The organism is Sulfitobacter sp. EhC04, from assembly GCF_001650875.1.
Classification (GTDB): domain Bacteria; phylum Pseudomonadota; class Alphaproteobacteria; order Rhodobacterales; family Rhodobacteraceae; genus Sulfitobacter.
On record NZ_LXYI01000057.1, the window covers coordinates 1 to 21,539 of the forward strand.

Consider the following 21,539-nt stretch of genomic DNA (forward strand, 5'->3'; position numbering starts at 1 on the left):
TGCGGGGGGCGCTGGAGGCGGGGGCGGAGGCCGTGGCACCGGGACAGTGGCGGGTGATGCCGTCGGGGGCCTTGCATGACGCCACCAATGTGTCGCGGCTGATGCCGGTTGCGATGCTTTTTGTTCCTTCGATCAATGGGATAAGCCATGCCTTTGAGGAGGATACTGCCGAGGATGACCTGGTGGCCGGGGTTGCGGTGCTGGCGCGGGCTGTGGCGGAACTGGGCTGACACGCGCCAGGCACAGGCTGTGCACAACCTGTGCACCGGACGTGCACCGTCAGCCGCCTGTGGTTTTGCGGAAGGTGATCGAGGTGGGCTGCGCGTAGCCGGGGTGTGCGGTTCGGGCGATTTCAGCATATCCGGCCGCGGCAAAGAGGGCGTGATTCTCGACCAGTTCGACGCGGCTTTGCAATTCGACTGCCGGAAGCCGCAAGCTGCGGGCGCGGGCTTCTGCGTGGTCCAGCAGGCGGCGCGCGTGCCCTTGCCGGCGCGCAGCGGGGTGCACGGCCAGTTTGCCGAGATAGAGCGCCTGCGGCCTGGGGGTCAGGATCACGCAAGACAGGGACGGTGTGCCGAGGGACCAGATCTCGCTGGTGGCGGCCTCTTGTTGCAGCCCGGTCAGGGTCATTCGAAGCATCGAGGAGGGCGGGTCGATCCGGCCCTCCATCGGGGCAAAACAGGTGCGGATCAGATCGAGGATTGCGGCCAGCGCCGGGTCATCCGGCCCGTGCCGCCGGGGCGTCAGCCCCATGTGACATCGCCGAGAAAGATATAACCCGCGCCATAGATCGTCTTGATCAGTTGCGGGTTCTTGGGGTCTTCGCTGAGTTTCGTGCGCAGGCGCGAGATGCGCACATCCATCGCCCGGTCAAAGCTTTCGGAAGCAGCGCCGCCCAGGCTTTCCTGCATCTGCGCCCGGCTGATCAGGCGCTTGGGGCTGTCGAGGAACAGGCGCAGGACTTCGCCTTCGGCATGGGAAAACGGAGTTTCCGCGCCTTCGGCGTTTTCCAGCACGTAGCGGTCGAAATGTGCGGTCCAGCCGTTGAAACGGGCGGTATCGCCCGCCTGCGGATTGGGCTTGGTGCTGCGCAGACGGGCGCGGATGCGCGCGACCACTTCGGCCGGATCGAAGGGTTTGATGATGTAGTCATCCGCGCCGAGCTCCAGCCCGGTCACACGGTCCTGCACTTCGGCGCGGCCAGAGATGATGATGACGATGGCCCCCTGTTCCAGCGCCAGCCGGTGCACCAGTGTCAGCCCATCGGTGTCGGGCAGGCTGAGGTCCACCAGGCAGACATCCGGGCGGTGCCGGGACAGGGCCGCCTCGAAGGCGCGGGCGCGGCCGAAGCTGAGGGTGTCGAAACCCGATTCCTCCAGCGCCTCTGCCAGCATGGTTCGGATTTCGGGTTCGTCATCGAGGATTGTAACCAGAGGGCGGTCCTTGGCGGTCATGGTCATGGGCCTTTTTGCAGGGTCGGCTGGATCAGCGCCGCCAGGTCCTGTTCAGTGAAGGGTTTGCGCAGCACGGGTGCGAGGCGCTGGGCCGCAACAAACATTTCGTGATCGCCGGGCAGGGAGGTCATCAGGCAGAGCGGTGTTGTGCCGCCCATGCGCTGCGCGAGGTCGAGGCCGGTCGCTTCGCCGACCAGCTGGATGTCGGACAGGACAAAGGTGATATCGGGCAGGTCGGCCAGCAGGGCCGTGGCCTCATCCGCGCTGGTGGCTTCGATCACCGACTGGCCGAGGCCCGTCAGCATGTCGCGGACAGAGGCGCGGATGGCGTCGTGATCCTCTACCAGCAGGACCAGCCCGCCAGTAGCCGGGATCGCCACCCGGTAGGGCAGGCGCAGGGTCACCTGAGCGCCGCCGCCGGGTGCGTTGGACAGGCGCAGGTCACCGCCTGCCGATTTAGTCATGTCATAGACCATGGGCAGGCCCAGCCCGGAGCCTTCGCTGCCCTTGGTGGTAAAGAACGGGTCGAGCCCGCGTTCCAGTGCCGAGGGCGAAAAGCCCGGCCCGCTGTCGGTGACCACCCATTCGACCCAGGTGTCATGGACCAGACGCTGGGTCACGGTGATCTTGCCGCTGGTGCCGATGGCATCGCGGGCGTTCAGGATCAGGTTCAGCAGACTGTCGGTCAGGCGGCCCCGATCCAGCAGGGCCAGGGTGCCCGGTGCTTCGTTCACGATGGTCAGGTTGACCTTGGCGGGCAGGGTTGGTGCCGCGAGGGTTTGCAGATCGGCGATCAGGCCATCCAGGTCGATGGAGACCGGGCGCAGGGTTTCGCGCCCCGTCATGTCCGCGATGGAACTGAGCAGCGCGCCGCCGCGGCGGGCGGCGGACAAGGTGCCGTCGATCAGCGCCGCAGCCTCGACCGGCATGGTCGGCAGGCGGCCCAGTTTTGATTGCAGGCCAAGGATGATGGTCAGCAGGTTGGAGAAGTCATGCGCGAGGCCCGAGATCATCTGTGCGGCCAACTCGCGTTTGCGGGTCTGTTGCAGGGCCTCGCGGGTCTGGGTTTCTTCGGTGATGTCCATCGACATGATATATGCGCCCTTCTGCCCGTCGGGGGTGAAGGCACCGCGAATCCGCCGCGCGCTTTCCTGATCGGTGAATTCGACGATGGCGGGTTCGCCGGTCAGCGCGCGGTCGAGTGCGGGTTTGATGCGGGAAAAGGCGAAATCGCCCAGCGCCTTTGAGATATGCAGGCCGATGATGTTGCGGGGACGTCCGGGCATCACGCTGCTGAGGCGGCGATTTGAGTAGGTATAGCGCCCGTCGGCACCGACATGGGCGATATGGGCGGGCATCATTTCGGTCGTGAGGCGGGTTCGGGCCTCGCTTTCGGTCAATTGGCGTTTGGTCTCTTCCAGTGTGGTGATCATCGCGGCGCGTTCGCGGTTGGTCTGCGAAAGCTGCTCTGCGTGAGCCAGCACCTGATCGGAGAGCGCACCGGCGCGGGCGCGCAGCAGGGCTTCCTGGGTCTTGGCGGCGGTGATGTCGGTATAGACCGTGACCCATCCGCCCTGGGGCAGGGGGGACCCTTCGACCGAAATGGTGCGGCCGTTGGCGCGGGTGCGTTCCATATAGTGTGGTTCGAACGCGCGGGCCTGCTCGACACGTTCCTGCACAAAGGCGTCGATGTCGGTGACCTCGCCGTATTCGCCCCGCGCGGCAAGGTGGTGGATGGTTTCGCGAAAGCTCGCCCCCGGTGTGACCAGCGAATCGGGCAGGTTGAACATCTGCTGGAAGGGGGCATTGCAGACGGCCAGTTGCAGGTTGGAATCGTAGATTGTCAGCGCCTGCGCGATCAGGTTCAGGCCTGCTGTGGTCATCGCCTTTGTCGGGTCGTCGGTGATCTGCATGGCTCCTCCTTCATTCGACGTAGCACCGGGATCAGGTTGAGGCCAAGACGAATTCGATACTGTTACAATTCGAAAGGATTTGGAAATCTTCGGGAAAAAGTTGACCTTCAGTGTCAAAGTCGCACCTTTAACAGGTGATAGAATCGCGCAAAGTGATCAAGCCGCCGATGGGCGGTACTGGGAGGATTAGAATTTGGCCATGCTGCTGACGCGCGCCGACGGACCAGCATCCGTTCCGGCCCTTTTGCACCGAAATGCGCAGGAATTTGCGAACGCGCCCGCGTATCGCGAAAAGGAATATGGGATCTGGCAAAGCTGGACCTGGGCCGAGACGCGGGACGAGGTCGAGGCCTTTGCGCTGGGTCTGATGGAGCTGGGCGTCAACGAGGGCGATTTCATCGCCATCATCGGGCGCAACCGGCCTTATCTTTACTGGGTGATGATGGCGGCGCAGATGGTGGGGGCCGTGCCCGTGCCGCTGTATCAGGATTCCAACGCCGAAGAGATGGCCTATGTCATGGACCATTGCGGCGCGCGCTTTGCGGTGGTGGGCGATCAGGAGCAGGTCGACAAGATCATTGAGGTGCAGGATCAGTTGTCTGGCTTCGAGCAGATGATCTACCTCGATCCGCGCGGCTTGCGCAAATACGACCATGGCGCGCTGACCCAATATAGCCGCGTGCAGGAGTTGGGCCGGGAGAACCGCGACAAGCACATCAAGGAGATGGAGGCGCGGCAGGCCAAGCTGGACTATGACAGCACCGGGGTGATGCTTTATACCTCCGGCACGACGGGCAAGCCCAAGGGCGTGGTCCTGTCGAACCGCAACATCATCGAGACGGCAAAGTCATCCTGCGCGTTCGACGACCTGCGGCAGTCGGACGATATTCTGGCCTATCTGCCGATGGCATGGGTTGGCGATTTCATCTTTTCGGTGGGTCAGGCGCTCTGGGCCGGGTTTTGCACGAACTGCCCGGAATCGGCGGATACGATGCATGTGGACCTGCGCGAGATCGGGCCGACCTATTACTTTGCGCCGCCGCGCGTGTTCGAGACCCAGCTGACCAGCGTGATGATCCGGATGGAGGACGCGAGCCGCTTCAAGAAGTGGCTGTTCGACACTTTCATGGCCCATGCCCGCAAGGTGGGGCCTGCGATACTGGATGGCAAAAGCGTCGGCACATGGGACCGGCTGAAATACCGGCTGGGTGAGATCATGGTCTATGGCCCACTGAAAAATACCCTGGGTTTCAGCCGGGTGCGCGTGGGCTATACCGCCGGTGAGGCGATCGGGCCGGAGATCTTTGATTTCTACCGGTCGCTGGGGATCAACCTCAAGCAGCTCTATGGCCAGACGGAGGCCACAGTGTTCATCACCGCGCAGCCCGATGGGGAGGTGCGCAGCGATACGGTCGGGGTGACCTGCCCCGGTGTGGAATTGCGGATCGCGGAGAATGGCGAGGTGTTTTACCGCTCGCCCGGCGTTTTTGTGGAATACTACAAGAACCCCGAAAGCACCGCAGACACCAAGGATGCCGAAGGCTGGGTCGCCACAGGTGATGCGGGTTTCATCGAGGAAGGCTCCGGCCATCTGCGCATCATCGACCGGGCCAAGGACGTGGGCAAGATGGCGGATGGATCGCTGTTTGCGCCGAAATACGTCGAGAACAAGCTGAAGTTCTATCCCAACATCCTTGAGGCCGTTGTCTTTGGCAACGGGCGCAGTGAATGCACCGCCTTTATCAACATCGACCTGACGGCGGTGGGAAACTGGGCGGAGCGCAACAACATCGGCTATGCCTCCTATCAGGAACTGGCGCGGCACCCGATGGTGATGGATACGATCCAGTCCCATGTGGAAGAGGTCAACGCCAGTATCGCCGAGGACGAGATGCTGTCAGGCTGCCAGTTGCACCGCTTTGTCGTGCTGCACAAGGAGTTGGACGCCGATGACGGGGAGCTGACGCGGACCCGCAAGGTGCGGCGCAAGATCATCGCCGAGAAGTTCGATGACATCATCGCGGCGCTTTACGACGGATCGAAGAGCGTGAGTACCGAGACCGAAGTCACCTATGAGGATGGTCGCAAGGGCAGCATCAAGGCAACGCTGGAAGTGCGTGACGCCAGGGTATTTGCGGATACGCGCAAGAAAATGGCTGCGGAATGAGGGCGATGCGACGCGCGCGTCCGTTCCGCCCGCCCTCCCTTGAGCGGTGTAATGTGAACGAGAATGAAGAGGATATGGTGTGAAGGACTCTGCGGACAGCTATCAGACCGCTGACGGGCGCACCATCGGACCGGTTGTGATGGAGATGAAGAACATCACTTTGCGGTTCGGCGGGGTGGAGGCGATCAAGGATATCTCCTTTGACATTCGCGAGGGCGAGATCCGCGCGATCATCGGCCCGAACGGGGCTGGCAAGTCGTCGATGTTGAACGTGATCAGCGGGTTCTACGTCCCGCAGGAGGGCGAGGTCTGGTACAAGGGCGCGCGCCGCCCAAGCATGAAACCCTATCAGGTGGCCGAACAGGGCATCGCGCGGACTTTTCAGAACATCGCCCTTTTCGAGGGGATGAGCGTGTTGGACAACGTGATGACCGGGCGTTTGCCGCATATGAACACCGGGTTGTTTTTCCAGTCGTTCTGGAAGGGCAAGGCCGAGCGCGAAGAGATCGAGAACCGCGAAGTCGCGGAAAAGATCATTGATTTCCTTGAAATTCAGGCGATCCGCAAGACGCCGGTGGCGCGTCTGCCCTATGGCCTGAAAAAGCGGGTCGAATTGGCGCGGGCGCTGGCCGCCGAGCCGTCGATCCTGCTGTTGGATGAGCCGATGGCGGGCATGAACGTGGAGGAGAAAGAGGACATGAGCCGCTTCATCCTTGATGTGAACGACGAATTCGGCACCACGATTGCGCTGATCGAACACGACATGGGCGTGGTGATGGACCTTTCCGACCGTGTGGTCGTGATGGACTACGGCAAAAAGATCGGGGACGGCACCCCATCAGAAGTGCGCAACAACCAGGATGTCATTGACGCCTATCTGGGGGTGGCACATGACTGACTTTGGCAGGAGGGTGTCTGGCGGCTTGATGGCAATCGGTCTGCTGCTGGCGACCAACGCGGTGGCTGCGCAGGAGTTGACGCTTGGCGATGTCTTCGACATGTGCGAACCGGTGGTGTCGGGTGCCGAACTGCCGTCGCTCGAAAAACTACCATTGAAGCGTCTTGATGGCCGCACCATGGTGGCGCGTCTGGACACGACATCGGGTCCCGTGACGCTCAGGTATTTTCGCGATGCGGGCGGCAGCAGCCCGGTGACGCGGTGCTGGATCGACGGCTATGATGCGCGTGACCAGGATAATCTGACGGATCCTGACGTGATGTGGGGGCGGACGGCACCTGAAATCCGGACCTGGTTCGAACGGCGCGGCGCGCGCCCGGATGCCAAGATGGTGGGACCCGTCATCGGCGCGGGCAGCCTTTTTGTCGAAATCTGCACCGACGCAGGCGTTCCACTTACCGTGCTTGCGGGTCCGAATGCTGTCCAGTCCGACGTGCCGGAAGAAAACCGGCCCTTCTCGTTTTGGATGCAGTCGCCCGTCAACAACAATTCCACCGAATGCAAGTTCGTCAAATGAGACTTGCGGATCAGACAGGGGATCACCATGCCTGAACAATTGGCCTACACCATCGAGGTCTTTCTCAACGGACTTATGGCCGGGGTGCTCTATGCGCTCGTGGCCCTAGGGTTCGTGCTGATCTACAAGGCGAGCGGCATTTTCAACTATGCGCAGGGGGTCATGGCGCTGTTTGCGGCGATGACGCTTGTGGGCATCCAGAACGGGCAGGTGCCATTTGCCCATCTGATCAACGCGATCTTTGGCACCGATGTGCACAAGTTCGGCTGGACGGTTCATAGTTTCCTGGCGATCCTGCTGACGGTGATCGTGATGATCGCGCTGGCCTGGGCGGTGCAGAAGTTCGTGTTCAAACATCTTGTCGGGCAGGAGCCGATCATCCTGTTTATGGCGACGATTGGTCTTGCCTATTTCCTGGAGGGGGTCGCGGACCTCATGTGGGGGTCCGAGCTGAAGGCGCTGAACGTCTGCGCGGCGGATGGGGTCTGCCTGCCGCAGGGTCTGAACATGTGGATCGACGAGACCACCTTCAATGCCTTCGGATACGGCTTTTTCATCGACAACCTGGATATCGTGGCCTCCATCGTTGCCGCCATTCTGGTGATCGGGCTGGTGATGTTCGCGCAATACACCAAGCAGGGCCGCGCCATGCGGGCTGTGGCCGACGACCACCAAGCGGCGTTGTCGGTCGGGGTGTCGCTGAACTTCATCTGGGTGCTGGTCTGGTCGCTGGCGGGGTTCGTGGCGCTGGTTGCCGGAATCATGTGGGGCGCGAAGTCGGGCGTGCAGTTCTCGCTGTCGCTGATCGCGCTGAAGGCCTTGCCGGTACTGATGCTGGGCGGGTTCACCTCGATCCCCGGTGCCATTGTGGGCGGGCTGATCATCGGGGTCGGCGAGAAGCTGTTCGAGTTCCTGATCGGCGCGCCCTTTCTGGGTGGCGCGACGGAGAACTGGTTTGCCTACATGCTGGCGCTGCTGTTCCTGGTGTTCCGCCCGCAAGGCCTGTTCGGGGAGAAAATCATTGAACGGGTTTAATGCGGCGGCGTCGGACCGGGGCCAGCCCCGGACCCCGGGATATTTCGAGCCAAAAAGAGGGGAGTGCTGAGCATGTTCTACCGTGAAGCAGGTGATTTCCGGACAACCTATGCCGAGGATCAACAGACCTTTCCGATCAAGTTCGACCGGTATCGCTATTACCTCGTGCTGTTCATCGCCATCTGCGTGGTGCCATTTGTCATCAACGACTATTGGGCCAACTCGCTGCTGCTGCCCTTCCTGATCTATGCCATCGCGGCGATCGGGTTGAACATTCTGGTGGGTTATTGCGGGCAGGTGAGCCTGGGCACCGGCGGGTTCATGGCGGTGGGGGCCTATGCCTGCTACAAGCTGATGACGGCAATGCCTGATGTCAGCATGTTCATCCACGTGCTGCTTGCGGGGGCGATCACCGCCGCCGTGGGTGTGCTGTTCGGCCTGCCGTCGCTGCGGATCAAGGGGTTCTATCTGGCGGTGGCGACGCTGGCGGCGCAGTTCTTTCTGGTCTGGCTGTTCAACCGGTTTCCGTGGTTCTACAATTACTCGGCCTCCGGCCAGATCAACGCGCCGGAGCGGGATGTCTTTGGCATCGTCATAACCGGCCCGAACGCAGAGGCCTGGGCGACCTATGCATTCTGCCTGATCTTCACCATTTTCAGCGCCATCGTGGCGCGGAACCTGACGCGCGGGTCGGTGGGGCGCAAGTGGATGGCGATCCGTGACATGGACATCGCCGCCGAGATCATCGGGGTGAACCCGCTGCGGGCCAAACTGACGGCCTTTGCGGTGTCGTCATTTTTCATCGGGGTCTCTGGGGCGCTGTTCTTTGCCATCTATCTGGGCGCGGTGGAGGTCGGGGAGGCATTTGGCATCACCAAGTCGTTCCTTGTGCTTTTCATGATCATCATCGGCGGGCTGGGCAGCATCTTTGGCAGTTTTGCCGGGGCGGCCTTTCTGGTTCTGTTGCCGGTGATGTTGAAAGTTGTGGGCGTGGACTGGCTGGGCTGGCCGACAGATATCGTCGCACATTTGCAGCTTGTGATCGTGGGGGCGCTGATCGTGCTGTTCCTGGTCGCTGAGCCGCATGGCATTGCGCAGCTGTGGCGCGTGGCAAAAGAGAAGTTGAGATTGTGGCCCTTCCCGCACTAGCGGGCGGCTGCTGAAACGAGGCGGGGGTGAAACCCGGCCCTGAGAACGTAACAAGTCGGAATTTATCCAAGGGAGGAAACACCGATGACATACAAACTAGGAACACTGGCCGTTGCAGGCCTGATGGCGGCAAGCCCCGTGATGGCGGACCTTGTCTTTCCATCGCTGAGCTATCGTACCGGACCTTACGCGGCGGGTGGCATCCCCTTTGCGGACGGCTATGCCGATTACTTTACCATGCTGAACGAACGTGACGGCGGCATTGGCGGCGTGATGACCAGCGTCCCGGAATGCGAGACAGCCTATAACACCGAAAAAGGTGTGGAATGCTACGAGTCGCTCAAGGACAGCGGCGGGCTGGTCTATCAGCCCCTGTCGACAGGCATCACCTATCAGCTGATCCCCAAGACCACGGCGGATGGCATTCCGATGCACACCATGGGCTACGGTCGGACCTCGGCTGCCAATGGCGAGGTGTTCAGCCATACGTTCAACTATCCCGCGAACTACTGGAACGGAGCGTCCGGTGCGATCAACTATCTGCTGGCAGAGAACGGCGGCGACCTGAACGGCAAGAAGATCTCTCTGGTCTATCACAACTCTGCCTATGGCAAGGAGCCGATCCGCACACTGCAAGAACTTTCGAAGAAGCATGGTTTCGAGTTCACCGAAGTGCCGGTTGACCACCCCGGTCAGGAACAGAAGTCCCAGTGGCTGCAGATTCGTCGCGACAAGCCTGACTATGTGATCATGTATGGCTGGGGCGTGATGAACCAAGTGGCTGTTCAGGAAGCGGCCAACATCCGGTTCCCGATGGAGAATTTCATCGGCATCTGGTGGTCCGGTTCGGAAAACGACGTGCTGGCGGCAGGTGCTGCGGCTGATGGCTACAAGGCGCTGACGTTCCACGGTGTGGGCAGCGACTTCCCGGTGTTTGACGACATCAAGACGCATGTGGTCGACAAGGGGCTCGCGGCGGGTGCCGGCGACCAGATCGGCACGGTGCTGTATAACCGCGGTCTCTATGCGGCGATGCTGGCGGCGGAAGCGGCAAAGACCGCGCAGGAAATCCATGGCACGCCCGACATCACCGCTGCGATGATGCGTGACGGCATGGAGGCGCTGAAGATCACCGAAGAGAAGATGACCGAACTGGGTCTGCCGAACTTTGGTCCGACCTTTGACGTGTCCTGTTCCAACCACGGCGGCACGGGCCTTGTCGGTGTGACGCAGTGGGATGCCACAGCCAAGGAATGGACGCTGATCTCTGATTTTGCGCCCACGGACATGGATGTCATTCAGCCGCTGATCGAAGAAGACTCCGCCGCCTATGCGGCAGAGAACAACATTGAGAACAACTGCGGTTGACGCAGGACCATGCCCCGGCTGCCGTTCAGGCGGTGGCCGGGTGCAGCATTGATCAACAAAGGATGAAGGCCATGCTGGATGACACCGACACTGCCGCCGTGCAGGTGGACAACGTGCTGGAAGTCAACAACATCGAAGTGATCTACAACCATGTGATCCTCGTGTTGAAGGGGGTGAGCCTGAACGTGCCCAAAGGGGGGATCACCGCCCTGCTGGGTGGCAACGGCGCGGGCAAGACCACCACGCTCAAAGCGATTTCGGGTTTGCTGGCGTCCGAGCGGGGCGAGGTGACCAAGGGGTCGATCAAGTATCGCGGTGAGCCGATCCACCACGCTGACCCGGCCGAGACCGTCAAGAAGGGTGTCGTGCAGGTGATGGAGGGGCGGCACTGCTTCGAGCATCTGACAATCGAGGAGAATCTGCTGACAGGGGCCTATACCCGCAGCGATGGCACGGCTGCGATCAATGCCGACCTTGAGATGGTCTATGATTATTTTCCGCGCCTGAAGGAACGTCGTCGGAGCCAGGCTGGCTATACCTCGGGCGGGGAGCAGCAGATGTGCGCGGTGGGCCGCGCGCTGATGTCCAAGCCCGAAACCATCCTGCTGGATGAGCCGTCGATGGGGCTTGCGCCGCAACTGGTCGAACAGATTTTCGAGATCGTGAAGTCAATCAACGAAGAGCAGGGCGTGACCTTTCTTTTGGCCGAACAGAACACCAACGTGGCGCTGCGGTTTGCACATTACGGCTACATCCTGGAATCCGGCCGGGTGGTAATGGACGGGCCGGCCAAGGACCTGCGTGAAAACCAGGATGTGAAGGAATTTTACCTTGGTCTGTCGGACGAGGGCCGCAAGAGCTATCGCGATGTGCGGTCCTACCGGCGGCGCAAGCGCTGGCTGTCCTGAGGTGTCACGGGCGACCTGCCCGGTGAATCCAGGACGAGCCGAAACGTAAGATGGGCGCGGCCCATCGCAATAATCGAAGAACAAGGGTCAAAGTCATGTCAGCTTCCCATTTCGATGATCTCGAAATTCGCAGCGCGGATGCAAGGGCGGCGGCGCAGGCGGCGCGGCTGAAAGAGATCCTTGCCGGGATCACGGATGCGCCGGAAGGTTGGCGCGCCGATGCCGCCGCTGTCGGCGGGCCGGAGGACTTGCCGAAACTGCCGGTTCTGCGGAAATCCGACCTGAGCGGCTGGCAGAAGGCAAGGCCGCCCTTTGGCGGGATTGCCGTGCGCAACGCGACCCATGTGTTCCAGTCCCCCGGACCGATCTATGAGCCCGGCGGCAGCTCTGCCGACTGGTTCCGCATGGGGCGTTTCCTGCATGCGGCGGGGCTGGGTGCGGATGACATCGTGCAGAACTGCTTTGGTTATCATCTGACCCCTGCGGGCCATATGTTTGAAAGCGGCGCACGGGCGGTGGGGGCGATGGTTCTGCCTGCCGGTGTGGGCCAGACCGAATTGCAGGTCACGGCGGCGCGGGATGTTGGCACAACCGCCTATGCCGGAACGCCCGATTACCTCAAGATCATTCTGGAAAAGGCGGATGAGTTGGGCGTGGCCCTGGGCATCACCAAGGCCGTTGTCGGGGGTGGTGCGCTGTTCCCCTCCTTGCGCCAGTACTACATCGACCGGCGGATTTCCTGCCTCCAGTGCTATGCCACCGCCGATCTGGGCAATATCGCCTACGAAAGCGCTGCGATGGAGGGCATGATCGTGGACGAGGGGGTGATCGTCGAAATCGTGACCCCCGGCACCGGTGTTCCCGTCGCGGTGGGGGAGGTTGGCGAAGTTGTCGTGACCTCGCTCAACCCGGATTATCCGCTGATCCGTTTTGCCACGGGCGACCTGTCTGCGGTGATGCCGGGCGCATCGCCCTGCGGGCGCACCAACATGCGCATCAGGGGTTGGATGGGCCGGGCTGACCAGACCACCAAGATCAAGGGCATGTTCGTCCGCCCCGAGCAGGTGGCGGCATTGGTCGCGCAGCATGACGAGATCAGCAAGGCGCGCGTTGTCGCCAGCCGCGCGGGAGAGCAGGACGTCATGACGGTCCATATCGAAAGCGCGGGGGGCGACCCGGACGCCTATGCGCAGTCGGTGGCGAACTTGCTGAAATTGAAAGGCAAAGTCGTGATCGTTGATCCCGGCACCCTGCCCAAGGACGGTCTCGTGATCGAGGATCAGCGCAGCTACGACTAGGGCCAAGACTCTAAAGCGCGGTCGCGCCCATCCATACTGCCATGGCGATCATCATCAGATTCTCGGTAAGGGATACGAAGCCCAGCGGCACGTTGCTGTCCCCGCCGACGCAGGCGCATTTGAGTTCTCGTTTGTCGATGTAGACGGCCTTGAACACGGAAACCGCGCCGACGGTGCCGATAAAGAGTGCGACTGGTGCTGAAAGCCATGTGGCAACGCCTGCAAGCATCAGGACGCCCGCCAGCCCCTCGCCAAAGGGGTACAACTTGCCATATCGGACCCAGCGGCGGGCCAGCAGGTCGTAGTTCAGGAACATGGTCGAGAAGCTTTCGACATCCTGAAGTTTTTGCAAGGCCAGAAGGCACATTGAAATGGCGATGAATTTCGGAACAACTGCTGGGGTCAACAGCGTGCCGAAGGATAACCAGCAAAAGGCAAGGCTCATGGCGAAGGCCATGGCAAAGAGAGCGATGACGGGCTGATAGCTGGTCTCGTCCCCATCCGGGCTGTCGTGACCCAGATGAACGCGCAGATCATCGTATCCGCCGATGCGTTCACCACCGATGTAGACTTGCGGTGTCGTCTCTACATTCTCGCGTTTTTGGAAGCTGTCCGTTTCTTCGCGGGTCTTCAGGTGGTGATCCTCGACTTCGAAGCCTTCACGCTCCAGCAAATCCTTGGCTTTGAGGCCGAAGGGGCAAAGATGGTCGGGCATGACCATGCGATAGAGTTTTGCTGTCTTGGCTTTCGAGTTGCGATCATCTTTCATGTCGGCCAAACGCGCCGTGCTGCGGATTGTTCCGAGGTATCAGGCCAGCGGGGTCTGGCATTCCTGACTTAAATGATCGAAATAGGGCCATGGCCCAGAGCACCAGAAAGACGATCACAAGACACCCTGCCCCGACCGATCGGGCGCGGGGTCTGGCTTTTGGCGCGGTGCTCGTTGCCGTGATCTGCGCGCTGCCGATGCTGGCGGTGTTGATCGCGGCGCTGAGCGGGGGCACGGATACTGTGCGGCACCTCGTCTCGACCGTGCTGGGGGCCTATACTTGGACCACGCTCAAATTGGTTGTGATGGTGGCGGCAGGCACCTTTGCAGTGGGGGTCGGCGCGGCCTGGCTGGTGACCATGACGCGTTTTCCCGCTGTGCGGTTTCTTGAGATCGCGCTGGTGCTGCCGCTGGCGTTTCCGGCCTATGTGCTGGCCTATGCCTATACCTTTGTGCTGGATCATCCTGGCATCGTGCAAAGCACACTTCGCGACGTGACCGGCTGGGGGCCGCGCGACTATTGGTTCCCGGATGTTCGGTCTTTGGGCGGGGCGGCAGTGATGCTGATCCTGGTGCTTTATCCTTATGTCTATCTTTTGGCGCGTGCCGCGTTCCTGCAGCAAAGCGGCACGACATTTCTGGCGGCACGGGCGCTGGGCTCCTCTGCCTTTTCGGCATTTTGCAAGGTCAGCCTGCCGCTGGCGCGCCCGGCAATTGCTGGCGGCGTCTTGCTGACCGTGATGGAGACCATCGCCGATTTCGGCACTGTCGCCTATTTTGGTGTGCAGACCTTTGCCACCGGCATCTATACATCGTGGTTTTCGCTGTATGACCGGGCGGGTGCCGCGCAACTGGCGTTGTGCCTGCTGTCGGTTGCCCTGTTGCTGGCAATGCTGGAGCGGGTTCAGCGGGGCCGGGCAAAGTATCACGACCCGGCGCGCCGCGCGCCCGGCATGCCCCCGATCGAGCTGCGCGGCTGGTCGGGGATCGGCGCGCTGGTGCTTTGCGGGGTGCCTGTGGTTTTTGGCGCGCTGCTGCCCATTGTGATCCTGCTTGTGATGGGCCTTGGCTCGGAGCAGGACCTTCTGAGCCCGCGCTACCTGGGTTTCGTGCGCAATTCGGTGACGCTGGCGGGGGCTGCGGCGCTTGTTACCGTGGTGGGCGCGATCTGCGTGGGCTTTTTCCGCCGGTTGCGTCCGGGGCGGTTGTCACAGGGGGCCGCCTATGTGGCGCGGCTGGGCTATGCGGTGCCGGGCGGGGTGATCGCGGTGGGGCTGATGGTGCCCTTTGCGGCCTTTGACAATGCGCTGGACGCCTGGATGCGTGCGACCTTCGACATTTCGACCGGCTTGCTGATCACCGGGTCGATCTGGCTGCTGGTGGCGGCCTATATGGTGCGCTTCATGGCAGCGGCGCTGGGTGCCTACGAGGGGGGGCAGTCGATGGTCCATGCGAACATGGACGCCGCCGCGCGGTCACTGGGTGAAACCCCGATTGGCACGCTGCGCCGGGTACATCTGCCAATCCTTGCGCCCAGTCTGCTGACTGCGCTGTTGATTGTCTTTGTCGATGTGATGAAAGAGCTGCCCGCCACGCTGATCATGCGCCCGTTCAACTATGACACGCTGGCGGTGCAGGCCTACCGGCTGGCCAGCGACGAGCGGCTGGGCGGCGCTGCCGTGCCGTCGCTGGTGATCGTGGCGATGGGGCTGCTGCCGGTGATCCTGATCTGCCGACAGGTGGGCCGGGGGCGGCGCAGGTAAGGTGCGATGGGCCGCACCTTACCCTGATGGTTTCAGCCTTCGGCGGCTTCGATCTTGTCCTGGGTCTTTGTCTGGAAATCGCTGGCGTCGTGGCGTTCGCGCAGCTGCATGGACAGGTCATCGCCAAAGGCGCGGTTGACCATCCGGCCCCGTTTAACGGCCGGGCGCGCGTCGATGGTTTCGGCCCAGCGCAGCACGTTTTTGTAGGATGTAACATCGAGGAATTCGGCAGCATCGTAGAGCCGACCCAGAACAAGCTGCCCGTACCACGACCAGATCGCCATGTCGGCGATGGAATAGCTGCCTGCCATCCATTCGTTTTCAGCCAGATGCCGGTCCAGCACGTCAAGCTGGCGTTTCGCCTCCATGGTGAAGCGGTCGATGGGGTATTGCCATTTTTCCGGCGCATAGGCGTAAAAATGGCCGAAGCCACCACCAAGATAGGGCGCGCTGCCCATCTGCCAGAACAGCCAGGACAGCATCTCTGTCCGGTCTGATGGGGTTTCGGGGATGAAGGCACCGAACTTTTCCGCCAGGTGCAACATGATCGACGCAGATTCGAAGACCCGCTGCGGCTTGTCGCCGGAATGATCCATCAGCGCGGGAATTTTCGAATTCGGGTTGGCCGAGACGAAACCGGAGGTGAATTGGTCGCCTTCCATGATGTTGATGATCCAGGCGTCATATTCCGCGCCTGTGTGACCCGCTGCCAATAGTTCCTCGAACAGGACGGTTACCTTGACGCCGTTGGGCGTGGCCAGCGAGTAGAGCTGGAAGGGATGCTTGCCGACCGGCAAGTCTTTTTCGCTGGTTGGGCCCGCGACAGGGCGGTTGATGCTGGCAAAGCGACCGCCGCTGTCGGCATCCTGGGTCCAGACCTTGGGCGGGGTGTAGGTTTTCATCTCGGCCATGTGGGTTCCTTTTCTTCGGCGTGGTGCAAGGCGGTTGCACTTTGTGGATTGGGCGTAACGTGGCGCTTTGGCCCCCGGAGGGCCAGTGGAAAATCGTAGCCAGCCGCAAACATGGTTGTGATCCGGGGGAAGGATGGCGGAACCGGACAAGAAAAAAGGCCGCCCGGAAGGACAGCCTTTTTAATTTGGTAATTGCTGGCAGATCTCAGCCCTGGCGGGCTTTGAACCGGCGTTGGGTCTTGTTGATCACGTAAACGCGGCCTTTGCGACGCACAACGCGGCAATCACGGTGCCGGTTCTTGAGCGAGCGGAGCGAGTTGCGAACTTTCATGTCCTTCTCCATCTTTCTGTCTGGCGCGAACCAGCGCCGGGTTGCGGGCAGCCCGACACGCCAAGGGCGGTCAGACCAGTGAAATTCGGTGGTGGGCGATACTGGGATCGAACCAGTGACCCCTTCGATGTCAACGAAGTGCTCTACCGCTGAGCTAATCACCCACACTGAAACACGGATTATGCACGGCCCCAAACAAAATGGGGCGCGAAAACCCGCGCCGTGAGGGGTGCTATAAAAGGAGTCGGGCACATGATCAAGGGCTTTTGGCATCGCAAGTTTCTGCGCTATGTTGATCGTGAAAGGGGGCCGTATGCCGAAGTCTGCTTACGAAGTTTTACACCCGGAGCGCAATCGGTCCTGCGTGGTCTTTGCCTCGCCCCATTCCGGGCGGGATTACCCTTGGTCTTTCCTGCGCAAAACGGTGCTGGACGAACACGCGATCCGGTCTTCGGAAGATGCTTTTGTCGACATGTTGTTCGACTGCGCGCCGCGTTTCGGTGCGACCTTTATCAAGGCTGGCGCGCCCCGCGCCTTTGTGGATCTGAACCGATCCAACGACGAGTTGGACCCGGCCCTGATCGAGGGGGTGCGCAGGCAGGGGCATAATCCACGGGTGGCCTCTGGCCTTGGCGTTATCCCTCGTGTGGTGTCGAACGGGCGGGCCATCTACCGGGGCAAGATCACCGGCGCGGAGGCAGAGCGCCGTATCACGCAATATTGGCAGCCCTATCATGACATGGTGCAAAAACTGCTGGATGCAGCGCATCAGCGGCATGGCCAGGCGGTGTTGCTGGATTGCCATTCCATGCCGCATGAGGCGATGGACGGCGTGGCCCGGTCGGGCATGCGCCGCCCTGACGTGGTGCTGGGGGACCGGTTTGGTGCCTCTGCCACGGGCGAAGTCGTGGACCGGATTGAGGCGGCTTTTGCCGACGCCGGATTCGTGGTGACCCGCAACACCCCCTTTGCGGGGGCATATATCACGCAGGCTTACGGGCGTCCGTCGCGCGGACAACATGCGGTTCAGGTCGAAATCGACCGCTCGCTATACATGAATGAGGCGCTGATCCGGCCCAATGGCGACTTTGACGCGGTGCGCAAAGCCCTGCAGCAGGTGGTCGGTGAAGTGGCGTTGATCGGCCAGGGCCGGTTGCCGTTGGCCGCCGAATAGTTGCTCAGGGCCCGGGGCGCTGTCTCGGTATCGGTGGGGGCGGTGCCTGCGCCAAGAGCTGCGTAGATCGGGACGTTCACCGCGCCCTCTGGTCTATTGATATCACATATCCAAGGCGCTCAAATCCGTTCCCATTCTTGAGCGATATGCTCAGCGCAGGGCACGCCCCTTTACGATGGCCTTCTCGCCAAAGCGCGAACGGATGCTGTCGGTGGCGCGTTCCGCGCGGTTGCGTTGGTCTGCCTGCGGGTCCAGCAGGTCGCCGGCCAGATCGGCCCCCTCCGGCGTTCCGATGTCGGAGATACCGACGCCGATCAGGCGGAAAGGGCCGGGATCGCCCAACTGGTCAAAGAGCGCGCGGGCGTGGCGGTAAATGCGATCCGCAAGCTGGGTGTGGTCGGGAAGCGAGACCCGGCGGGTCAGAGACTTGAAATTCGCGTGTTTCAGTTTCAGCGTCACGATGCGCCCGGCCATCCCCTTGGCCTTGGCCCGGTCGGCCACCTGCACCGACAGCCGCCAGATGTGGCCATCCAGAATGTCGGCATCGCCGGTGTCCTCGCCAAAGGTGGTTTCCTTGGAGATGGATTTGACAGGTTCATGTGCCGAGACGCGGCGCTGATCCTGGCCGCGCGCCAGATGCCACAGACGTTCGCCCATGCCGCCGAACCGAAGGACCAGATCCTCCCTTTCCCAGCGCAGAAGGTCGGAAAAGCTGCGCACGCCGGCCTTTTCCAGCGCGGCCTGCGTGACCGCACCGACCCCCCAGATCATGCTGACCGGTTTGTCGCGCAGGAATTCTGCGGTTTCCGCCTTGCCGATGACGGAAAAGCCGTGCGGCTTGTCGAGGTCGGAGGCGACCTTGGCCAGAAATTTGTTGTGGCTGAGCCCGATGGACCCGGTCAGCCCCAATTCGGTTTTCATGCGCCGGACCAGTCGGGCCAGCATGACAGCGGGTGCCGCGCCATGCAGGCGCTGGGTGCCGGTCATGTCGAGAAAGGCCTCGTCCAGGGAAAGCGGCTGAATGGCGGGGGTCAGTTCCTCCATCATCGCGCGGATGGCGCGGGAGGCTTCGACATAGGCCTCCATCCGGGGTTTGATGATCACCGCCTCGGGGCAGAGCTTGAGCGCCTTGAACATCGGCATTGCAGAGCGCACGCCGCGAATGCGCGCGACGTAGCAGGCGGTAGAGACCACCCCGCGCCGACCGCCGCCGATGATCACGGGCTTGCCTGCCAGCGCCGGATTGTCGCGCTTTTCCACCGAGGCATAGAAGGCATCGCAATCCATATGGGCGATGGTCAGATCCATGAGTTCGGGATGGGACAGCACCCGAGGGCTGCCGCAGGCGGCGCACCGCGCCACGGCAGGTTGTTCTTTCAGGCAGTCACGACAAAGGCTCGCCATCTTGGCACACGGATGAGAAAGGTTATGTAGCCAGTGTAGCGGGCGAGCGAAGGAAAGAACATGGGGCAGGACGAAGGCTTTGACGGTGCCAAGCTTGCGCTGTTCATCGGCGCGAAGCTGGCCGTGATCCTGCGGGATGACTACCCCGGCCTGCCTTTTGCGGGATACTGGGACTTGCCCGGCGGCGGGCGCGAGGGGGATGAAACGCCGCTCGATTGCGCGCTTCGCGAGTGTCACGAGGAATTGGGGCTGACGGTGTCCAGAGACGCGGTGACCTGGCGGCAGCGGTTCACCGAGGATGGGCAGGTCAAGTGGTTCTTTGTGGCAGAGCAGCCGGTCCGCGTGGCCGAAGATGTCATTTTCGGGAACGAGGGGCAGCGATGGGCGCTGATGTCACCCGACGAGTTTCTGGCGCATCCCAAGGCCGTTCCGGCCTTTCAGGCACGCCTGCGGCTGTTCCTGAACAGCGAGGGCGTCTGAAGTCTTTGATCTGATTTCAATGACAAAGCCCCCCGCCTTCTTCAGCGGGGGGGAGTTGACGAACTTCAGGAAGAACCAGTTCGTCGGGGAGTATCACCTGACCTAAGGTTAACATGGCAGGCAGAGGTCACATAGTCGGGAATTCCTGACCGGGCAGTCAGGAAGCCCGATGTTGTCATTTATGTTACAGTCAGTGGTTGAAATTCAGGCAGGGCAGCCAGCAAATCCTGGAGGCTTCAGGACGGGGCGTTGGGTCTTGATGCTTGCGGGCTTTTCATCTCGGCGAGGATTTCCAGCGTTGCATCACGGGGGTCGGGCACCGCCCAGATGGGGCGGCCGACAACAACATGATCCGCGCCTGCGGCAATCGCCTGTGCCGGTGTCATGATGCGTTTCTGATCGCCGGGCGCACTGCCGACGGGGCGGACACCGGGGGTGACGATCAATTTGCCTTCCGCTTCGGGCAGCGCGCGGACAAGGGCGGCCTCGTGGGGGGAGCAGATGATGCCGTCTGCACCCGCTTCGAAAGCATGGGCGGCGCGGGTCTGCACCAGATCGGGGATGGCCCCGTCGCGGATCAGCGCGCCGTCAAGGTCGGTGCGGTCCAGAGACGTCAGGATTGTTACCGCGAGGATCTTTGTGTCATGCCCGCCCGCCCCTTCGCGGGCGGCGGCGACGACATAGGGGTCACCGTGCACCGTGAGGAAATCGAGTTCGAATTGCGCAAGGCCGCGCACCGCCGCTTCGACGGTTGCACCGATGTCGAACAGCTTCATGTCCAGAAAGATGCGTTTGCCGTGCTCTTGCTTGAGCTCATTTGCGAGCGCCAGCCCACCGCCGGTCAACATGCCGAGCCCGATCTTGTAGAAACTGACGGCGTCGCCCAGTTTCTCCGCAAGGGCCAGCCCGGCGATGGCATTGGGAACATCGAGGGCTACGATCAGGCGGTCATCGGTCATATGGCTTCCTTGGCTGATGCGGGCAAACGCTTGGGTCGTAGTCGGTTTGACAGGAAGCTGTCCAGAGAAAAGAGCGTCTGTCTGGTGCGGGCAGGTACTGCGGGACGAAAAAAAACCCGGATATGCTTGCGCGATATCCGGGTCAGTGTGTCAGAGACAGTGCAGGCAGGCAAAAGGTCTCTGATGGTGGGGCGGCTGCATGGACAGAATATGCAGCGGTGCCCCGCTGTCCGCGCGGGCAGGCAGGTGCCGCGCGGAAAACTGTTAAGATCAGGCGGCGCGGTTGCCGGGCATGGCGATCAGGCTTTCCAGCCAGCGGCGCGGGTCGAAACGGGGCCGACCGGCACGTTGCTGCGCGGCACGGCGGACCTGTTCGGAATACATGCCGACACCTTGCCGGTCGCGGCGGATGGCCTGTTTTTTCAAACCCTCGGCCGCCTGTTCGAAAGACATGGTGATGGGCGCATTGATGGCGCAGGCATATTTGCGTGCGGTTCCGTCGCGATGGAGGGTGACAAGCGCCTCAAACGTCTGTTCGGCGGCGTTGTAGATCACATCTGACAGTTGAATGCTTGGATTCTGCATGAAGATTACCTCACAAGGCCTTGATCGTTGTCGCAGGTGATTGGTGCTGCTTTAGACAACAACGATTATGTTGCGAAATGGTTGCATGAATTCCGGAAAATGCTGTGAATAAATTGGAATAATCTTTTTATTACAGTCGGCTATCCCGGTATGGAATTTTTCATTTCTGCGGAATTTGTCGCAAATTGGGCGGATTTTTGCCGTTCCCCTGGTGCGCTGCCTGTCCCCAGACGCATTGGCCCTGCCTGCGCATCCTGTCACCCGGCATCTGACAGGTTCTATCGAACGTCGTGCCAGGCAATTCCGGCCCAATCCGGCCCTTCGACGCGGGGTGAGCGAGGGGCCGCTTTGCGGGACGAGGACGAAACCGCTCTCGCGGTATTGGTGCTTGTGGTG

21 protein-coding genes and 1 tRNA gene are annotated in these 21,539 nt (G+C 61.6%); 12 read left to right on the forward strand and 10 right to left on the reverse strand.

What is annotated here, in order from left to right; genetic code table 11:
- On the forward strand, positions 1-230 hold a 230-nt coding region (locus A8B82_RS20085; RefSeq protein ID WP_138069824.1), incomplete at its 5' end, for a M20/M25/M40 family metallo-hydrolase.
- 49 nt (positions 231-279) lie between these two features.
- Here A8B82_RS20085 and A8B82_RS20090 read toward each other — a convergent pair.
- The 3 genes from A8B82_RS20090 to A8B82_RS20100 are packed head-to-tail and all read right to left on the reverse strand — an operon-like array spanning position 280 to position 3,367.
- On the reverse strand, positions 280-753 hold the full coding sequence (locus A8B82_RS20090; protein WP_067296585.1) for a GNAT family N-acetyltransferase: 474 nt from the start codon (positions 751-753) through the stop codon (positions 280-282).
- Complete coding sequence (locus A8B82_RS20095) at positions 744-1,454, reverse strand: response regulator transcription factor (protein ID WP_067296588.1); 711 nt, start codon at positions 1,452-1,454, stop codon at positions 744-746. The genes A8B82_RS20090 and A8B82_RS20095 overlap by 10 nt, the downstream gene beginning before the upstream one ends.
- Positions 1,455-1,456: 2 nt before the next feature.
- Entirely contained in the window at positions 1,457-3,367 is a 1,911-nt protein-coding gene (locus A8B82_RS20100) for a hybrid sensor histidine kinase/response regulator (protein WP_067296591.1), read from the reverse strand.
- 199 nt (positions 3,368-3,566) lie between these two features.
- Between A8B82_RS20100 and A8B82_RS20105 the strand changes: the two genes are divergently transcribed.
- The 8 genes from A8B82_RS20105 to A8B82_RS20140 all read left to right on the forward strand — a co-directional run bounded on the left by A8B82_RS20105 (position 3,567) and on the right by A8B82_RS20140 (position 12,767).
- Positions 3,567-5,534 (forward strand): AMP-binding protein, encoded by a 1,968-nt coding sequence (locus A8B82_RS20105; protein WP_082899398.1) that lies wholly within the window; start codon positions 3,567-3,569, stop codon positions 5,532-5,534.
- A 79-nt stretch (positions 5,535-5,613) separates the two neighbouring features.
- Positions 5,614-6,432: an ABC transporter ATP-binding protein gene (locus A8B82_RS20110; protein ID WP_067296596.1), complete on the forward strand. Its 819-nt coding sequence runs from the start codon at positions 5,614-5,616 to the stop codon at positions 6,430-6,432.
- Entirely contained in the window at positions 6,425-7,009 is a 585-nt protein-coding gene (locus A8B82_RS20115) for a hypothetical protein (protein ID WP_161489485.1), read from the forward strand. The genes A8B82_RS20110 and A8B82_RS20115 overlap by 8 nt, the downstream gene beginning before the upstream one ends.
- A 27-nt stretch (positions 7,010-7,036) precedes the next feature.
- Positions 7,037-8,044, forward strand: coding sequence for a branched-chain amino acid ABC transporter permease (locus tag A8B82_RS20120; RefSeq protein ID WP_067296602.1), 1,008 nt, complete (start codon positions 7,037-7,039; stop codon positions 8,042-8,044).
- Between the two features lie 72 nt (positions 8,045-8,116).
- Complete coding sequence (locus A8B82_RS20125) at positions 8,117-9,193, forward strand: branched-chain amino acid ABC transporter permease (protein WP_067296605.1); 1,077 nt, start codon at positions 8,117-8,119, stop codon at positions 9,191-9,193.
- A gap of 84 nt (positions 9,194-9,277) precedes the next feature.
- Complete coding sequence (locus A8B82_RS20130; protein ID WP_067296608.1) at positions 9,278-10,561, forward strand: ABC transporter substrate-binding protein; 1,284 nt, start codon at positions 9,278-9,280, stop codon at positions 10,559-10,561.
- Between the two features lie 71 nt (positions 10,562-10,632).
- Positions 10,633-11,469 (forward strand): ABC transporter ATP-binding protein, encoded by an 837-nt coding sequence (locus A8B82_RS20135; protein ID WP_067296610.1) that lies wholly within the window; start codon positions 10,633-10,635, stop codon positions 11,467-11,469.
- A 95-nt stretch (positions 11,470-11,564) separates the two neighbouring features.
- Positions 11,565-12,767, forward strand: coding sequence for a phenylacetate--CoA ligase family protein (locus A8B82_RS20140; RefSeq protein WP_067296613.1), 1,203 nt, complete (start codon positions 11,565-11,567; stop codon positions 12,765-12,767).
- Positions 12,768-12,777: 10 nt separating this feature from the next.
- On the opposite strand, the gene A8B82_RS20145 is transcribed toward A8B82_RS20140, so the two are convergent.
- On the reverse strand, positions 12,778-13,536 hold the full coding sequence (locus tag A8B82_RS20145) for a glutaredoxin family protein (protein WP_067296616.1): 759 nt from the start codon (positions 13,534-13,536) through the stop codon (positions 12,778-12,780).
- A gap of 89 nt (positions 13,537-13,625) precedes the next feature.
- Here A8B82_RS20145 and A8B82_RS20150 point away from each other — a divergent pair, with 89 nt between their 5' ends.
- Positions 13,626-15,299: an ABC transporter permease gene (locus tag A8B82_RS20150; RefSeq protein WP_082899399.1), complete on the forward strand. Its 1,674-nt coding sequence runs from the start codon at positions 13,626-13,628 to the stop codon at positions 15,297-15,299.
- A gap of 32 nt (positions 15,300-15,331) precedes the next feature.
- Here the strand turns inward: A8B82_RS20150 and yghU are convergent, their stop codons facing one another.
- The 3 genes from yghU to A8B82_RS20165 all read right to left on the reverse strand — a co-directional run bounded on the left by yghU (position 15,332) and on the right by A8B82_RS20165 (position 16,705).
- Entirely contained in the window at positions 15,332-16,210 is an 879-nt protein-coding gene (yghU, locus tag A8B82_RS20155) for a glutathione-dependent disulfide-bond oxidoreductase (RefSeq protein WP_067296618.1), read from the reverse strand.
- A 205-nt stretch (positions 16,211-16,415) separates the two neighbouring features.
- Positions 16,416-16,541: a type B 50S ribosomal protein L36 gene (ykgO, locus tag A8B82_RS20160; protein WP_005850168.1), complete on the reverse strand. Its 126-nt coding sequence runs from the start codon at positions 16,539-16,541 to the stop codon at positions 16,416-16,418.
- 89 nt (positions 16,542-16,630) lie between these two features.
- Positions 16,631-16,705: transfer RNA gene (locus A8B82_RS20165), tRNA-Val, on the reverse strand.
- 149 nt (positions 16,706-16,854) lie between these two features.
- Between A8B82_RS20165 and A8B82_RS20170 the strand changes: the two genes are divergently transcribed.
- A complete protein-coding gene (locus A8B82_RS20170; protein ID WP_067296621.1) occupies positions 16,855-17,715 on the forward strand; it encodes an N-formylglutamate amidohydrolase in 861 nt (286 codons plus the stop codon).
- Positions 17,716-17,865: 150 nt separating this feature from the next.
- Here the strand turns inward: A8B82_RS20170 and A8B82_RS20175 are convergent, their stop codons facing one another.
- Positions 17,866-19,119 (reverse strand): DNA polymerase IV, encoded by a 1,254-nt coding sequence (locus A8B82_RS20175; RefSeq protein ID WP_067296624.1) that lies wholly within the window; start codon positions 19,117-19,119, stop codon positions 17,866-17,868.
- Between the two features lie 60 nt (positions 19,120-19,179).
- On the opposite strand from A8B82_RS20175, the gene A8B82_RS20180 reads away from it, so the two are divergent.
- Entirely contained in the window at positions 19,180-19,599 is a 420-nt protein-coding gene (locus A8B82_RS20180) for an NUDIX hydrolase (protein WP_067296626.1), read from the forward strand.
- 236 nt (positions 19,600-19,835) lie between these two features.
- Here the strand turns inward: A8B82_RS20180 and pyrF are convergent, their stop codons facing one another.
- Both pyrF and A8B82_RS20190 read right to left on the reverse strand, forming a co-directional pair.
- The gene (pyrF, locus tag A8B82_RS20185; RefSeq protein WP_067296628.1) at positions 19,836-20,558 is read right to left on the reverse strand and encodes an orotidine-5'-phosphate decarboxylase; all 723 of its coding nucleotides are present in this window, start codon (positions 20,556-20,558) and stop codon (positions 19,836-19,838) included.
- A gap of 270 nt (positions 20,559-20,828) precedes the next feature.
- A complete protein-coding gene (locus A8B82_RS20190; protein WP_067296631.1) occupies positions 20,829-21,143 on the reverse strand; it encodes an orotidine 5-phosphate decarboxylase in 315 nt (104 codons plus the stop codon).
- Positions 21,144-21,539: the final 396 nt, after the last annotated feature.

Bases quoted from the DNA above. Each gene is read 5' to 3' on its own strand.
- A8B82_RS20090 (WP_067296585.1), bottom strand. From the start codon at position 753: ATGGGGCTGACGCCCCGGCGGCACGGGCCGGATGACCCGGCGCTGGCC.
- A8B82_RS20095 (WP_067296588.1), bottom strand. From the start codon at position 1,454: ATGACCGCCAAGGACCGCCCTCTGGTTACAATCCTCGATGACGAACCC.
- A8B82_RS20100 (WP_067296591.1), bottom strand. From the start codon at position 3,367: ATGCAGATCACCGACGACCCGACAAAGGCGATGACCACAGCAGGCCTG.
- A8B82_RS20105 (WP_082899398.1), top strand. From the start codon at position 3,567: ATGCTGCTGACGCGCGCCGACGGACCAGCATCCGTTCCGGCCCTTTTG.
- A8B82_RS20115 (WP_161489485.1), top strand. From the start codon at position 6,425: ATGACTGACTTTGGCAGGAGGGTGTCTGGCGGCTTGATGGCAATCGGT.
- A8B82_RS20120 (WP_067296602.1), top strand. From the start codon at position 7,037: ATGCCTGAACAATTGGCCTACACCATCGAGGTCTTTCTCAACGGACTT.
- A8B82_RS20125 (WP_067296605.1), top strand. From the start codon at position 8,117: ATGTTCTACCGTGAAGCAGGTGATTTCCGGACAACCTATGCCGAGGAT.
- A8B82_RS20130 (WP_067296608.1), top strand. From the start codon at position 9,278: ATGACATACAAACTAGGAACACTGGCCGTTGCAGGCCTGATGGCGGCA.
- A8B82_RS20135 (WP_067296610.1), top strand. From the start codon at position 10,633: ATGCTGGATGACACCGACACTGCCGCCGTGCAGGTGGACAACGTGCTG.
- A8B82_RS20140 (WP_067296613.1), top strand. From the start codon at position 11,565: ATGTCAGCTTCCCATTTCGATGATCTCGAAATTCGCAGCGCGGATGCA.
- A8B82_RS20145 (WP_067296616.1), bottom strand. From the start codon at position 13,536: ATGAAAGATGATCGCAACTCGAAAGCCAAGACAGCAAAACTCTATCGC.
- A8B82_RS20150 (WP_082899399.1), top strand. From the start codon at position 13,626: ATGGCCCAGAGCACCAGAAAGACGATCACAAGACACCCTGCCCCGACC.
- yghU (WP_067296618.1), bottom strand. From the start codon at position 16,210: ATGGCCGAGATGAAAACCTACACCCCGCCCAAGGTCTGGACCCAGGAT.
- ykgO (WP_005850168.1), bottom strand. From the start codon at position 16,541: ATGAAAGTTCGCAACTCGCTCCGCTCGCTCAAGAACCGGCACCGTGAT.
- A8B82_RS20170 (WP_067296621.1), top strand. From the start codon at position 16,855: ATGCCGAAGTCTGCTTACGAAGTTTTACACCCGGAGCGCAATCGGTCC.
- A8B82_RS20175 (WP_067296624.1), bottom strand. From the start codon at position 19,119: ATGGCGAGCCTTTGTCGTGACTGCCTGAAAGAACAACCTGCCGTGGCG.
- A8B82_RS20180 (WP_067296626.1), top strand. From the start codon at position 19,180: ATGGGGCAGGACGAAGGCTTTGACGGTGCCAAGCTTGCGCTGTTCATC.
- pyrF (WP_067296628.1), bottom strand. From the start codon at position 20,558: ATGACCGATGACCGCCTGATCGTAGCCCTCGATGTTCCCAATGCCATC.
- A8B82_RS20190 (WP_067296631.1), bottom strand. From the start codon at position 21,143: ATGCAGAATCCAAGCATTCAACTGTCAGATGTGATCTACAACGCCGCC.